The sequence below is a fragment of the Microcoleus sp. FACHB-68 genome (assembly GCF_014695715.1).
Taxonomy (GTDB): Bacteria; Cyanobacteriota; Cyanobacteriia; order Cyanobacteriales; family Oscillatoriaceae; genus FACHB-68.
Genome location: NZ_JACJOT010000008.1, coordinates 1 through 15,104 on the forward strand (window position 1 = coordinate 1; position 15,104 = coordinate 15,104).

The 15,104-nt window shown below is 46.0% G+C and carries 9 protein-coding genes; 4 read left to right on the top strand and 5 right to left on the bottom strand.

Annotation, left to right across the window (positions count from 1 at the left end):
* The first annotated feature begins 344 nt into the window (after positions 1-344).
* Entirely contained in the window at positions 345-1,793 is a 1,449-nt protein-coding gene (locus tag H6F73_RS09065; RefSeq protein ID WP_190758491.1) for a bifunctional orotidine-5'-phosphate decarboxylase/orotate phosphoribosyltransferase, read from the top strand.
* 106 nt (positions 1,794-1,899) lie between these two features.
* On the opposite strand, the gene H6F73_RS09070 is transcribed toward H6F73_RS09065, so the two are convergent.
* Positions 1,900-2,745: a RusA family crossover junction endodeoxyribonuclease gene (locus tag H6F73_RS09070; RefSeq protein ID WP_190758492.1), complete on the bottom strand. Its 846-nt coding sequence runs from the start codon at positions 2,743-2,745 to the stop codon at positions 1,900-1,902.
* Positions 2,746-2,926: 181 nt separating this feature from the next.
* On the bottom strand, positions 2,927-4,633 hold the full coding sequence (locus tag H6F73_RS09075; protein ID WP_190758493.1) for an ABC-F family ATP-binding cassette domain-containing protein: 1,707 nt from the start codon (positions 4,631-4,633) through the stop codon (positions 2,927-2,929).
* Positions 4,634-4,886: 253 nt separating this feature from the next.
* On the opposite strand from H6F73_RS09075, the gene rpmI reads away from it, so the two are divergent.
* From rpmI to H6F73_RS09090, 3 genes are all read left to right on the top strand, one after another.
* Positions 4,887-5,084, top strand: coding sequence for a 50S ribosomal protein L35 (gene rpmI / locus H6F73_RS09080; protein WP_190758494.1), 198 nt, complete (start codon positions 4,887-4,889; stop codon positions 5,082-5,084).
* 112 nt (positions 5,085-5,196) lie between these two features.
* Complete coding sequence (gene rplT / locus H6F73_RS09085; protein WP_190758495.1) at positions 5,197-5,550, top strand: 50S ribosomal protein L20; 354 nt, start codon at positions 5,197-5,199, stop codon at positions 5,548-5,550.
* Positions 5,551-5,627: 77 nt separating this feature from the next.
* The gene (locus tag H6F73_RS09090; RefSeq protein ID WP_190758496.1) at positions 5,628-6,452 is read left to right on the top strand and encodes a transporter substrate-binding domain-containing protein; all 825 of its coding nucleotides are present in this window, start codon (positions 5,628-5,630) and stop codon (positions 6,450-6,452) included.
* A 180-nt stretch (positions 6,453-6,632) separates the two neighbouring features.
* On the opposite strand, the gene H6F73_RS09095 is transcribed toward H6F73_RS09090, so the two are convergent.
* From H6F73_RS09095 to H6F73_RS09105, 3 genes are all read right to left on the bottom strand, one after another.
* Complete coding sequence (locus H6F73_RS09095; RefSeq protein ID WP_190758497.1) at positions 6,633-7,928, bottom strand: response regulator; 1,296 nt, start codon at positions 7,926-7,928, stop codon at positions 6,633-6,635.
* Between the two features lie 185 nt (positions 7,929-8,113).
* Positions 8,114-9,949 (bottom strand): GGDEF domain-containing response regulator, encoded by a 1,836-nt coding sequence (locus H6F73_RS09100; RefSeq protein WP_190758498.1) that lies wholly within the window; start codon positions 9,947-9,949, stop codon positions 8,114-8,116.
* An 88-nt stretch (positions 9,950-10,037) separates the two neighbouring features.
* Positions 10,038-15,086 carry an MHYT domain-containing protein gene (locus H6F73_RS09105; RefSeq protein WP_190758499.1) on the bottom strand — a complete coding sequence of 1,683 codons (5,049 nt, stop codon included), beginning with the start codon at positions 15,084-15,086 and terminating at the stop codon, positions 10,038-10,040.
* Positions 15,087-15,104: the final 18 nt, after the last annotated feature.

A 15,104-nucleotide genomic window follows, 5' to 3' on the forward strand; every position in this document is an offset into this window, starting at 1 on the left:
GCCGGTTTTCGGTTGATGTGACCCACTCGCAGAACCGTTCCCAAACGTTGGCGCTTTCGCGGCGTTGGAGAGTTGTGGTCATTTGTTTATGATTGCTATTGATTTTTCGAGGTTCTTATGATGTTGGGCAGGTGTTTGCCTGCTTGAATATTATATTACTCAGTTTTCTTTACATTTAGCAACATTTTAAACATTATTTTTACTTGTACCTGTGTTTTGATTAACTTATCTAAGATTCAATAGATCGAAAGAATAGAAGCTTGCTGTGAGCTGTGCCCCGTTGCGTTCCTGTAGCGTGTTGCCTTAACTCAGTCAGGCCGGCAACTCCCGTAGAGGAAAACCCCATGAACTTCTTCGACAAATTGCTTTATGCGATTGAACGCAATCAGAGCTTACTCTACGCGGGACTTGACCCCGATCCAGAGAGTTTACCTGAGCGATATCACACCGGCACCGGCACTAACAGTCTCCTGACAGGTTTGCGGGATTGGTTGCAAGACTCTATTACCCAAACCGCAGATTTCGTTTGCGCTTACAAACTCACCCTCGGCTTTTACCAGGCGCTTGGTGTTCCGGGACTAGAATTGCTCCAGCAAACCTTAGCTTCCATTCCGGCGCTGATTCCAGTCATTTTAGATGCCAAGCACAGCGACCTCAACACCAGCACAGTTTTTGCTCGAACAGTGTTTCAAGAGTGGGGCGTGGATGCTTGTACCTTAAGCCCTTATGCCGGCCTTGATCAGGTTGCCCCCTTTTTGGTTTATCCCGGCAAAGCAGTGTTTGTTCTTTGTGCCACTGCCAATTCTTCGGCGGCAGAATTGCAGGAATATCCAGGTCAAGAATTGCCCTTTTATTTACACTTGGTGCAGGCAGCGAAAACCTGGGGGACTCCCGAACAACTGGGTTTAGAAGTGGGTGCAGCGACACCGGAAATTTTGGCCCGCATCCGTGGGGAAGTACCGGAACGCCCCATTTTACTAGAGGGAGGCTGGCGAGATGATCGGGATCTGGCGAAGATCCTGGGTGCCGGCTTGAACGCTTATGGGGACGGGTTGTTGCTGCCGGCACCTTCACATTTGTTGGCAAGCGAACAGCCGGCTGAGGAACTGAGGGCATTACGCGACACAATTAATCATCAGCGATTTCAAGTTATGCAGGGAAGCCCCACCTGTGACTTATGGCTGCCAGATGTTTGTTTTTTACAGCATTCCGCCCACCGGGATTTAATATTGCAACTTTTTGACATTGGCTGCATTACGTTTGGCGAGCACGTCCAAGCCTCTGGAGCGATATTTCCCTATTATATAGACCTGCGTAAAATTATCTCCCAGCCGCAAATTTTCCATCAAATTTTAAGCGCTTACGCAGGAATTCTTCAACATCTTGAATTCGACAGAATCGCCGGCATTCCTTATGGTTCCTTACCCACTGCAACCGGCTTAGCACTGCGCTTGAAGCGTCCCATGATTTTTCCTCGCAAAGAAGCGAAAGCTTATGGAAGTGGACGGGTGATTGAGGGGAATTTCCATCCAGGGGAAAAAATTGTTGTGGTGGATGACATTCTGATTAGTGGAAAAAGTGCAATGGAAGGTGCGGAAAAACTTCAGTCTGCCGGTTTGAAGGTGGAAGATATTGTGGTGTTTATCGATCATGAAAAGGGCGTAAAAGATCGGTTGCAGGAGAAAGGATATCGCGCCCATTCGGTTTTAGGCATTTCTGAAATCGCTGAAACTTTACACCAAGCAGGCCGAATTGATAGTGAGCAATTTAAGATGTTTGCAGACGCACACTGATTGCCGCTCATTGACTTAAATTTACTTTGCTTTTTCAATGCAAAGGAGTCACGTAAAAGACTGGCAAGAAGTGTTAGGTTTTGCCGGCAAAGTTTTTGCTATCGGCTTACTTGGAACCTTCTGGGCTGGGAAGTGGAAGTAAGGTAATTTGAACGCCTTGGGTTCCTTGCGGAATTAATTTAAAATAAATTTCAGGAATGTAGGAAAGATTGTCATTTTTGATGACGCCGGCAGCAACCAGAGAATCAAGACAACTGCCAACAATATTGTCTCCATCTGCGTTCATTCGATGTTTTCCAATTAAACGAACTTTGACGGCTGCCCGTTGCAGGGGAAGCACCGGCAGCGAACTTTTTTCGCCCAATTGCTTAAAAATTTCAACTTCTGCATGATTTCGCCACGCGCGATAACGGGGGGGTAAAAATGTACCGTTAGCCGTGACTCTAGGGCGGGCTTTGGGAACTACACCACCTGGAATAAAAAAGGTGAGGGTATCGGTTGCCGGCACCAACGTTTCTTTGGGGGAAATTGGGGGTGCCGGCTCTAAAGTGGCAGCAATTTGAATCGGTTCCTCAACATTAGAATACAGCTCAGCTCGCTCACAATCTCTCAGCGCCAAGGCACTCGTTTCGCTGGCCGGCAGAATGGCGGGGGATGGCACTAATTTTGGCCAGCCTCTAGCTATTTGCATATAGGTTTGTGCAGTTCGTTCCGAGACGGTGCAACATTCCTTCAGCCAGGAAAGCCACCCTTCAGGAGTCAGTTGCTCCTGAGCTTGTAAAAGCCATTCTCCGGCGTTGCGGGCGTGTAGCAGCGCCGTTGTGGGAAATGCCACGCACTGCTGATGGGCGCTGTTAATGCGTGCTGCCAGTTCCGCTTGTGGGGGAATGGCCTGGGATTCCTGCACGAGCCGTTCTAGGAAGGGGGGTAGCAATTGGGTTGTTTGTGTCAAGGATTTTTTTAAACTCGCCGCTCTCAAGCTACCACAGCCAACCTACTGGGCAAATAAAATTAGCCGGTTGCCCAATGAATGTAGGGTTAAACCCCACCGGCTCCCTTACGGGTTCACGCCCCTACATCCACACTTTTAGGCAAAAGTCAACCCAAAAATTAAGATCCGATTAAACGCCCACTTATTTTTTGGCCCCATCCTTTTTCGCCTTCTGCTTTTCTCGCTTTGCCGCATCCTTTGCTGCTTTTTCTGCGGCTATCTTTTCTTGACGAACTTTCTCCTTTTCCTCTTCAATCTTGTTCAAATAATACTGATAATCTCCCAGGTACTCGCGCAACTCACCTTCGCGAATCTCGACAATTTTGTTAGCGACCTTAGAGATAAAATATCGGTCGTGGGAAACGAGAATCACCGTTCCCTCATAATTTTGCAGCGCTTCCTCCAGCATTTCTTTGGCCGGAATATCTAAGTGATTTGTCGGCTCATCCAAAATCAGTAAATTAGCCGGTCGCAGCAGCATTTTTGCTAAAGCTAGCCGAGCTTTTTCTCCACCACTAAGCGCCGCTACTTTTTTGAAAACCGTATCGCCGGTGAAGAGAAAGCGCCCCAAAAGGGTACGAACTTCTTCATTTTTCCATTCTGGAACTTCATCATGAATCGTTTCCATCACGGTTCGATTCAAATCTAAAGCTTCCGCTTGATTTTGCTCAAAGTAACTGGGAATAACATTATGCTCACCGAGTGTCACCATGCCTTCGCTGGGTTTTTCCATCTCCATAATTAGATGCAGCAAGGTGGATTTGCCTGACCCATTTGGCCCCAAGAAAGCCACGCGATCTCCGCGCTCAATCAGCAAATCTGCGCCTAAAAACAAGATTTTTTCGCCATAAGTATGAACTAAATCTTTGATGATGACGACTTCACGACCACTGCGCGGGGGGTTAGGAAATTGGAAGCGCAAGCTGCGGACATCTGCAACAGGTGCGTCAATGCGCTCAATTTTATCCAGTTGTTTCTCGCGGCTTTTGGCTTGTGTGCTGCGAGTGGCGCTGGCACGGAACCGATCCACGAAAGCTTGCTGCTGTTCAAGTTCTTTTTGCTGGCGTTCGTAGGCGCTGAGTTGGGCTTCTTTTAGCTCGGCTTTTTGGTTTAAATAAGCCGTATAATTACCCAAGTAGGTGGTAGAAACGCCGCGCTCGGTTTCGACGATTTGGGTGCAGAGCCGATCTAAAAATGCTCGGTCATGAGCGACGATCACCATTGGAATCGTTAAACCTTTGAGATAGGTTTCTAACCATTCAATGGTTTCTAAATCTAGGTGGTTAGTCGGTTCATCTAGCAACAGAAGATCGGGATTTTGCAGCAGGATTTTTCCTAAACTCATCCGCATCTGCCAGCCACCACTGAAGGCGCTAACTAAACGCTCGCCATCTTCAGGTTCAAATCCCATTTCTGGCAAAATTTTCTCAATTCGAGCGTCGAGTCCATATCCATCTAAGCCTTCAAATTGACGTTGCAGGCGATCCATTTGATTAATCAGTTTATCCAGTCTTTCTGGATTGGCTGTTTGCATTTCATGGTGTACCTGCGCTAGCGCGTGCTGCACGTCATTTGCTTCCTTAAACACCGTCCAAAACTCTTCGCGCACGGTGCGTGTGGGTTCAACCTCAAATTCTTGAGTTAAATAGGCGATGTGCAAACTCGCAGGACGAATGACTTCACCGGCACTCGGTTCAATTTCACCGGCAATGATTTTCAACTGAGTGGACTTGCCGGCACCGTTGACCCCAACCAACCCGATCCGATCGCCTGGTTTAACCTCCCAGCTCACGTCTTTCAGAACTTCGCCCGTGGGATAGATTTTACTAATATGTTCTAATCGCAGCATCAGAGTCTCCAGAATCAATGAGGTAACGGGAAATCAAATTTCTGAGTGAGCGCTTGGCTATCTCTTAAAAGTTATCAGCTACCCACTTAATCTTGCCAGAAAGTTTCCTCTGCTGCCGAACTTAAAACTTTCTCATTTTTCTGCCTTGGCTGCACCTCCTCAAATGCCGGCTCATCCTGACACCGGCTGCAATTTTTGCAAAAATTTCAAATAAGTGATATGCTTGTCGATTGTGTCTAAACAAATCTAGACAATGCCTAAACTAAAAACTCGCAAAGCAGCCGCCAAGCGTTTTAGAGCGACCGGCAGCGGCAAAATTATGCGCCGCAAAGCTTTCAAAAGTCACTTGCTACAGCACAAGAGTTCAACGCGCAGGCGCACTCTTTCTATGATGGCTGTGGTAGATGAACGTGACGCAGACAATGTGCGCTTGATGCTCCCCTATTTATAAGTCAGTCAGCGCTCAGTTGTCAGCCGGCTTTCAGGCTTGAAAAATGCAACTGACAACGGAGAGCTGCCAACTGAACCCTGAACCCTAGCAACTAACACGTAACCAACTAGCCATGACACGAGTTAAACGCGGTAATGTAGCCCGCAAACGCCGCAAAAAAATTCTCAAACTAGCCAAAGGATTTCGGGGTTCTCACTCGAAACTCTTCCGCACAGCTAATCAGCAGGTAATGAAGGCGTTGCGGAGCGCCTACCGTGATCGCAAAAAGCGCAAGCGGGATTTCCGACGTCTGTGGATCGCCCGCATCAACGCAGCAACGCGTCAACATGGCATGAGCTACAGCCAGTTTATGGGGAATTTGAAGAAAGCAAATATTCAAATCAACCGCAAAATGTTGGCTCAATTGGCAGTTCTTGATGCTGAAAGTTTCACCAAAGTGGTGGAAATGGCCAGCCAAGTCAAGTAAAAATTTCTCCCTTACCCCGTTTCCAGTAGAGGTGCGTCAGCGAACTATCTCTACTGGGAACGATTGAGAAATCAAAAATGAAGAAAAAGTCTCTTCAATTTTTAAGTTTTAATTTTTTATTTTTAATCGCTTTAGCATTTTGCTTGAGTGTAATACCGGCAGCCTTCACACCACCGGCACCCGTAGCGGCAGCAGAAATGAAAGCCATCCAAAAACGGGGCCGGCTGATTGTTGCCGTCAAGGATAATTTGCCGCCTTTGGGCTTTAGAGACAGCGCCGGCAACTTACAAGGGCTGGAAATTGATATTGCTCGCCAGCTGGCGGCAGAGGTGTTAGGAAGCCCCGACGCCGTGGAATTGCAGCCGGTAGCCAATCAAGACCGGCTTTCTGTTGTGTTAAATGGCCAAGTCGATATTACCATTGCCGGCGTGACTGCAACCGAAACGCGAGGCCGGTTGGTTGATTTCAGCGTTCCCTACTACCTGGATGGCACCGGCTTTGTCACGAAAAATGCCTCGGTGCGCCGGTTAGAGGACGTGGGAAAACAGACAATTGCCATGTTAGATAACTCTGACTCTATTGCCAATGTTCTGTATTTTTTCCCCAATGCCAATCTTGTTGGGGTAGATTCTTATGAAGCAGGACGAATGCTGATAGAACGCGGTGAAGCGGGTGTCTTTGCCGGCGATGGGAGCGTCCTTGCCGGCTGGGTGCAAGAGTATCGAGATTACCAGATTTTACCATTTCTCCTATCTGCTGAACCGCTATCGATCGTTATGCCAAAAGGATTGCAGTATTCCCCACTTCGTGTGCGAGTGCATAATGCAATTCGCCGGTGGACAGCAGAAGGTTGGTTGCGAGAACGGGCGATATACTGGGGCTTGCCGGTGCCTCAAGAATAGGCCGGCAAAAACTTTAAAAACCCCTATTTCCTCCCCTCAAAGATTTAGCACTATCTGCCTATACCTAACGGCACGGTGCGCTATCATCTGCGATTAAAAAATAAATTTTTAAAAAATATAGTTAAAAAGCTGCGACACGAATTTAATGGAATATCTAACTTATTAGATCTCATCAAAATTTTATTTTTTGATAAGATACACAGGAATTTCTACCACAAACTCCGCACCCTTTTCTGGGGATGAATAACACGTTAATTGTCCTTTGTGCTTTTCTACCACAATTTGATAGCTTGTTGATAAGCCTAATCCACTTCCTTTTCCTACCGACTTTGTTGTAAAAAAGGGATCAAACAAACGCAATAGCACTTCTTCGCTAATACCGGCACCATTATCTTTAACTCTAATCGTTATATTCTCTAAGCCGGTTAACTCAGTGCTAATCCAAATTGTTGGAGAAGAAGATTCTGGAAAATCTTTTCCTGTGCCTAGCTCAAAAGCATCTATAGCATTTGTTAACAGATTGAGAAACACTTGATTCATCTGGCTAGCGTAACAGGTAATTAAAGGTAAATTCCCATAGTTTTTGATGACTTTAATTTCTGCTCGGCTCCCTTCCTGTCTGAGTCGTGGCTGCAACAAAACTAAAGCGCTATCAATTCCCTCATGAATATCTACAGCTTTAATATCCGATTCACCCAAACGGGAAAAAATGCGTAATGCCAAGATGATTGTGTGGACGCGATCAACTCCCGTTTGCATAGAAGTGATCAGTTTCTCAAGATCGACCACAAGGAAACTCAGATCAATTGTTTGAATAGCTTCTTGAATAGAAATAGAAGGATTGGGGTATTCTTGCTGATAAAGATTGAGCAAGTTTACCAATTCATGGATGTATTGCCGGGCGGGACTAAGATTGCCGGCGATAAAGCTAATCGGGTTATTAATTTCATGAGCAATCCCAGCCACTAACTGATTCAAGCTGAGCATTTTTTCTTTATGAATTAATTGGGCTTGAGTTCTTTTGAGTTCGCTTAAAGCTTCTTGAAGCTGTGTGTTTTGAGTTTGAAGCTTATTTTGAAGATTTTGGATGGTTAGTTGATTTTGAATCCGAACTAAAATTTCTTCAAGATGAAAAGGCTTGGTGATATAATCTACGCCCCCAACCTGAAATGCTTTAACTTTATCTAAAACATCATCCATTGCACTTAAAAAAATTACTGGAATCGTTCTCGTTTTCTCGTCTTTTTTTAAAAATTCACAAACTTCATAGCCGTTCATTTCCGGCATATTAATATCTAACAAAATTAGATCAGGAAGCACAGTTCTTGCTGCAGTTAATGCCATTTTTCCATTAATTGCTTTACGAACACTATAACCCTGTTCTAGCAAAACAGAAGATAAAAAGCGAATATTATCCGGAGTATCGTCAACAATCAAAATATCAGGTTTTTCGAGAGCGGGTGGATGGTGAATCATTTGGCTCAACAGAGAAAAGTGATTTATGAAAATTTAGATGCTTCAAAAAACTGTTTTTAAAGTTTATAATCTGATATCTTTACCGAACAAAGTAATATAAATTAACAGCCTCAAAAATACTTTTTTGCTTATACCCTAACCAACTACTCTCCACCGGCACAAGCCACTCAATCTTCACACATCTTTCACCACTGAGGGGCTGATATAATAAGGTCAGTTGCCTGTTTTTCTGCCAAAGGTTTAGAAAACAAGTAACCTTGACCAAAGCTACAGTTAAGATTCCTTAATTGAGCTAACTGTTCCCCTGTTTCAATGCCTTCTGCAATGACATTCATTTTAAATGCCTCGGCCATGCTCATAATGGCTGGGACAAGTCCTAAACTATCTGGGGTTCCGTCTATATGACGCACAAAAGCGCGGTCAATTTTGAGGTTATCAACGGGAAAGGAATGCAGGTAACTCAGAGAAGAGTAGCCCGTTCCGAAGTCGTCAATACTCAACTCAATGTGCCGTTCTCTAAGTTGTTGGAGAATTTCAGCAGCGGATTTAGCGTTATCCATAATTACACTTTCGGTAATTTCTAATTTGATGGTGTGTGGCTCAAGTTGCGTTTCCTTCAAAATTTGGTCGATTTGTTCAATTAAGTCTGGTTGGGCAAACTGACGCACCGAAAGATTGATACTCATCGTGAGGGGATAATTTGTGAGTCTTGCCTGATTCCACTGGTGAAGCTGATGGCAAGCTTCGCGTAAAACCCAGGTGCCAATCGGGTTAATTAAACCTGTTTCTTCGGCGATAGGAATAAACGCTGCGGGAGGAATCAGCCCCCGTTCCCGGTGTTGCCAGCGTACTAGAGCTTCAAATCCAACAATGGTGCCGGTGTTAAGTGCAACAATTGGCTGATAGTGGAGGATAAATTCTTGTTGATTAACAGCCCTGCGAAGATCCGTTTCGAGATGCAAACTTTCGAGGGCTGCATCGTGCATTGCCGGCTCAAAAATGCGATACTGACCTTTCCCGGAAGTTTTCGCGCGGTACATTGCTGTGTCTGCATCCCGCAACAAATGTTCAGGCTGCTCGTAACTAAAATTTCCTAAAGCGATGCCTATACTGGCATTAATAAACACTTCTTGTCGTTTCAGTTGAAACGGTAATGAGATTGTTTTAAGTATTTGATCAGCGGCTTGGGTGGCATCGTTAATCGTTTCAATTTCTGTCAGCAAGAAGGCAAATTCATCACCACCAAAGCGAGCAATCGTATCGTTTTTGCTTAGTATTTTTTCTAAGCGACGAGCGAGGGCTATAAGCAATTCATCACCGGCTAAATGACCCAGAGAATCATTGACGACTTTAAAACGGTCACAATCGAGAAATAAGACTGCAAATTGATAGTCTGATTGTTCTTTGGCATAATTGAGCGTCTCTTCCAGACGATCCATAAATAAAACGCGGTTAGGCAAACTCGTGAGATCGTCATAGAGTGCCATCTTCAGCAGCTTATGTTCGAGGATCTTGCGTTCATTAATCTCCCGTTGCAATTCTTGATTCGCAACTTCTAGCTGATGGGTGCGCTCTTTAACTCGTTCTTCAAGTAAGATATTAAGTTGTTGGTTTTGGATTTCTGCTGCTCTTACCGCTAGTTGATTTTGAACTCTGACTAACACTTCTTCTATTTGAAAGGGCTTGGTAATATAGTCTGTCCCTCCAACTGCAAAAGCTTGAACTTTATTAAAAGCCTCATTGGAAGCACTCAAGAAAATCACCGGAATCTTGGCGGTTTTCAAATCTGCTTTTAGCTTTTCACAAACTTCATAGCCATCCATCATCGGCATCTTAATATCAAGCAAAATCAAATCGGGCACAAGCGTTTGTACAGCCGTCAAGGCCATCTGCCCACTCAACGCTTTGCGAACGTTATACCCCTGACCGCTGAGCATGGTAGAGAGAAGACGCAAGTTTTCAGGGGTGTCGTCAACAATGAGGATGTCTTTTTGGGTAAGGTTAACCTGATAAGAATTCATCTCAAGTTTGTTTAAATTATTGATTTAAAGCTGCTCATTGATGTGGTACATGGTAAAAAATTCCAAAGTTCCTCTCAATCTCCCGATTTTAGCCCAAAGCCGGTTGAGATAATTCCCTAACCTTATCAAAGCGAAAATTTTCCACTAAATCAGTCAAAGCGATAGCCAAAGAGGAATATTCTGGTGGAATCTGCTCAATTAGTTGCAACATCAACAAATCGCTACCTTGAGAGGCGGCATGATAGAGCTGTTGCACCCAATGAGCCGGCATCACTTGCAAAGCAGACGGCTCCAGCCGTGGCGAAATGGGGCACTCTTCAGGGGCAAAACCGGCTCTAAATTGGTCGTTGGCTGGAGTTTGATAGAGATAGCGCACCCCTAAATGTTGGCTGATTTTTAGCAGCATTTCCTGTTCTCGGAACGGTTTGCGAACGAAGTCATCACAACCGGCATCCAAAATCACTTGGCGATCTTCTTCAAAGGCACTAGCAGTCAGAGCAATAATCACCGTCGATTGACCCAATGCAGTGGCTTTAATGCGTTTAGTAGCTTCATAACCATCCATCACCGGCATCTGTATATCCATCCAAATTAGGTGCGGCTGCCAGCTTTGCCACAGCGTTATACCTTGTTCACCGTTCTCAGCTTCTTTCACCTCAAAACCGAGTGAAGTTAACATTTTGAATAGAAACAGTCGATTTGTTGGTTTATCCTCAACGATCAATAGTCGGTAGGTTGGTTGATCGGGAGCTAATCCCACGATCTTCTCATTGGCCGGCCCGATAGAATTGAGTTCACAACTCAAAACCGGCACCACCTGAATATCAAACTCAAATACACTGCCTTCCCCAACCGTACTGCTCAGGCTAAGGTTTCCCCCCATTAGTTGCACAAACTTTTGCGAAATTGGTAAACCCAAACCTGTGCCGGCACCTGACTTCAAGCCAGAAGTGGTTTGTCCAAAGGCTTCAAATAACTTATCAAATTCCATCGGGTCAATGCCCACGCCGGTATCACTGACCTCAAATCGCAATTGCATCCCCTTGCCGGCCGTGAATTCTCCCACCTCTACCCTCAGAGTTACACGGCCTTTTTGCGTGAACTTAATTGCATTTCCCAGCAGATTAATTAAAACTTGACGCAATTTACTTTCGTCTGTTTTAATAAATTGTGGCACGGATTGAGCGTGTTCAAAGCTTAGTTTTAATCCTTTATCTTTGGCTTTGATTTGCAGCAATTCAAACAGATTATTTAGCAGGCGATAGAGGTCAAATTCATTTTCATGCAGTGTTGTTCGCCCTGCCTCAATTTTTGACATCTCCAAAACATCGTTAATCAATTCCAGCAGATGTTCCCCACTGCGTGAGATGATCCCCACTGACTGCCGGTGTTCTGTATTTAAGCTGGAGTCTCGGTTCATCAGTTGAGTAAAGCCGAGAATCGCGTTGAGTGGAGTTCTTAATTCGTGGCTCATATTAGCCAGGAATTCACTTTTAGCGCGGTTCGCGCTATCGGCGGCGACTTTAGCTTTCATCAGTTCCACCGATTGTTGTTGAGTTTGGGCCAGCAGGTGCGCTTGTTGGATGGCCACTCCCAATTGTGCGCCAATCTGAACGACCATTTTAATTTCCGCCGATTGCCAGTGGCGAGGGCCGCTATTTTGATAGGTGGCAAGTAATCCCCATAACTGGTTACTGCAGAAGATGGGCACGATGATGTAGGCTCGTGCTTGAAATCGTTCTAACAGTTCCAGGTAACATTGATCGAAACCGGCCTCATAGACATTTGGCACGCACGTGTAACTGCGTCCTTGTTTGTAGATTCCGCCGGCAGTTTCTTGTAGGTAGGTATCGTGTACGGTGCTGTCCTCTGTCCCCAAAGTTGGGACGATGCAATCAACTTGATTAACCGCAACTTTGTTGAGTTCAAATTCCTGCTTTTGTTCTTCTACGAGCGCTTTCCAGCCGGCTGCCAGTGATTCTGATACGAATTCCCCACTCCAGTCTGGGTTGAAGCGATAGACTGCTACGCGTTCGCAGTTTAATGCTTGGCGCAACTCTTGGGTGGTGGCGCTAAAGATTGTCTCAATTTCTAAGGTTTGCCGCATTCGCTGGATCACGAAGGCGATGGCTTTTTCTCGTTCTGCGCTTTCTTGCAAGGCTAACTCTGCCTGCTTGTGCTCTGTGATGTCAGTCACCAAGCCATCCCAGATGATACTGCCATCTGGTTGCGGATCAGGCCGAGAGTTGCCTCGTAGCCACTTGAGTTCGCCGGCAACGAAAACTCGCCAGATGCAATCCCAAGGTTTAAGCGTTTTTGCTGAAGTTGCAATTGATTGATTGACAATGGCAATATCATCAGGATGCGTCAGCTTCCAAGACATATTAGCATCCTCTACCACCGCCTCTGGTTCTATCCCAAAGAGTTCTCGGCAACCGGCACTGGCATATAGAAAAGCCCTTGAACCATCGGGGTAGAGAATAAATTGATAAATCATCCCCGGTACGTTCTGTGCCAAATTCTGATACCGACTATTGCTCTGTTGCAGTGCCGCTTGTGCTTCTTGACGAGCCTGACTGATGGCGATAAATTCATTGACTAATCTCAGCCAATTAATCTCTTCTTGGCTCCAGAGCTTTGAGGAGTGAACCGCATCCAGCCCCATAAAGCCTACAACCTTGGCAGAGTAGAGCGTGGGAACGGCAAGCCGGGATTGAAAGGATATAAGTTCCTGATCGGCTACTTCGGTATCTGTGAGTGAGAACTCGGCGGGGATTTGAACAGTTTTGCCCATCAATAGCTGGCTGTGACCCCACACATCTATCTCGACTGGCCATAGTTGGAACTTATCGATCAATGGCTCAATTCCCTTGTCGCACCACTCGTGGGTCATCATTAAGTAGTGCTGGTTGTCGCAGTAACGGAAAAGATAGGTGTGATCGCTCCCCAGGAACTCACCAACGGCTTGCAGGGTGAAAGTGATAGCAGTGTCTAGGTTTTCGTCAATGAAAATCCGGGAAATACGGCTGAGCAAACTGTCCATTTCAGCTCGTTTTTTCAGCAAGTCTTCTGCTAATTTACGCTCTAGTTCTGCTCCCGCTCTAGCGACAAAAATTTGTAAAATCATCTCTTTGCCCGGATTTTGAACTATTGGCTCTACATCCAGCACAACTAAACTGCCGATTGTCTTGCCGGCAGAATCTAAAAGCGGAATTCCCCAGTAGCTTTGTGCCCCTAATTGAGCCAAATCTCGGTCGTTCGGAAAAAGTTCTTGCACTCCGGATGGGTAAAAATGGACGATTCCTTCCACAACATTTTTGCAAGGGGTGCCGGCTAATTCGTACTCAAAGTTTTCGCCAAAGTCTTCGCCCTTCCAGAATGCTAAGGTTCGTACTTTGGTTTTGCTATCATTTGCCACTTGGGTAACTAAGGCATAACGAACTTCCAAGACTTGGGCGAGATAATGGACACAGGCACGAAAGAACTCATGGCCGGTTGCAGAAGCTGTCCCCTCAGCAATTAATTGCAGTGCGGCTTCTCTCTGTTTGCGTTCGGTAATATCGGTATGGGAACCGGCCACGCGGTAGCTTACGCCCGAACTATCCCACAATGCCACTCCACGGGTGAGAATCCAACGATAGCTTCCATCCTTATGTAATGCTCGGAATTCTACCTCGTAATTAGGAATTTTTTTGGCTAAATAGGCAATCAGCACCGCCAACACCCGCTCTGAGTCTTCTGGGTGTATAACTTTTTTGAAGGAATCTATGTGGTTGGGAATTTCTGAGTCTTCATAGCCCAACATACTTTTCCACCGGGGGGACAGATAGGCATAGTCGGAGGGAATATTCCAGTCCCAAATCCCGTCGTTGACTCCTTCTACAGCCAAGGCGAACCGCTCTTCACTTTGGCGAAGTGCCGCTTCAGCTTGCTTGTGATTTGTGATATCGCTGAGGGTGCAAACAATTCGCTCTACACTCCCATCCTCTGCAATCTGCGGATCTGCATTTACTAGCAGCCATTTTTGAAGAAACGGGGATGAAGGATAAACGATGAAGGTAGAACTTTTTTGATCGTTTATCCGTCCTGTTTCAACCTTTTTTTGGATTCCCATGACTGTGTTGTGAATGGGTTGGCGCAGGGCGATGGCCTGTTGCACAGGTAGCTCTAGAGTTCGGAAAGGTGTACCATCTTCATGCAGAAAAAGCCAGTCCTCACCAAACACCTGATGCGGTAAATCCTGTGGTGGCTTGAGATTGAGAAGATTAGTCGCAACTTGATTGCAGATGAGAATTTCGGCATTAACATTGAGCAGCAACACACCCACTGGCATTTCGCGGATCAGCATCCGAAAGCGTTTTTCACTTTCCAGTAAGGCTTTTTGTCGTATTAAATGAGCTGTCAAACGCCGGTCGAACAGAGAGGTGATCAGGGCTAAGCTTAAAATGAACAGAGTGGCAATCCCAATGGCAATAGCCAGCCAGGACTGATTCATTGCTGGGGACTGCTGTACCGGCAAGAGGCTGTAAGGAATAAAGTGAGTCGCCATCATGCCGGTGTAGTGCATCCCGCTGATGGCCAATCCCATGACGAAGGCACTGCCGCATTTCTGCCAGATCAGCCCTTCTATTGATTGATGCTGTAGCCGGAAAGCCAGCCAAAGTGCGGCAAAAGAGGCTGTGATGGCGATGACGACTGATAGGCTGACTAACCTCCAGTCATACTCTATTCTGGCCGACAGTTGCATCGCTGCCATGCCGGTGTAGTGCATCCAAGCAATGGCAATTCCCATGCAAACGCCACCGCCGGTTAACAGATGGATTGAAACAGAGCGACTCAGCAGCCACAAAGCAATGCTAGATGCAAGAACCGCGCACATCAGCGAGAATAGGGTGATCCACATATCGTAGCTAACGGATTGAGGCAATTGGAAAGCAAGCATGGCAATGAAGTGCATTGACCAAATGCCGGTTCCCATTGCCGCTGCTCCTCCCAGAAGCCAAAGTAGGCGTCCCCGTTTCACCGCAGATTGCACTCGCCCTGCTAAGTCTAGGGCGGTGTAGGAGGCAATGACCGAGATCGCAAAGGAAAGGGTCGCTAAGCCTAGGTTGTAAGTGCCGGCCATTTCGATATGCATATATCTTTTTAAAGTTAC

Excerpts from the sequence above, each read along its gene's own strand:
- rplT (WP_190758495.1), top strand. The coding sequence starts at position 5,197 with ATGACACGAGTTAAACGCGGTAATGTAGCCCGCAAACGCCGCAAAAAA.
- H6F73_RS09090 (WP_190758496.1), top strand. The coding sequence starts at position 5,628 with ATGAAGAAAAAGTCTCTTCAATTTTTAAGTTTTAATTTTTTATTTTTA.
- H6F73_RS09095 (WP_190758497.1), bottom strand. The coding sequence starts at position 7,928 with ATGATTCACCATCCACCCGCTCTCGAAAAACCTGATATTTTGATTGTT.
- H6F73_RS09100 (WP_190758498.1), bottom strand. The coding sequence starts at position 9,949 with ATGAATTCTTATCAGGTTAACCTTACCCAAAAAGACATCCTCATTGTT.
- H6F73_RS09075 (WP_190758493.1), bottom strand. The coding sequence starts at position 4,633 with ATGCTGCGATTAGAACATATTAGTAAAATCTATCCCACGGGCGAAGTT.
- H6F73_RS09065 (WP_190758491.1), top strand. The coding sequence starts at position 345 with ATGAACTTCTTCGACAAATTGCTTTATGCGATTGAACGCAATCAGAGC.
- rpmI (WP_190758494.1), top strand. The coding sequence starts at position 4,887 with ATGCCTAAACTAAAAACTCGCAAAGCAGCCGCCAAGCGTTTTAGAGCG.
- H6F73_RS09105 (WP_190758499.1), bottom strand. The coding sequence starts at position 15,086 with ATGCATATCGAAATGGCCGGCACTTACAACCTAGGCTTAGCGACCCTT.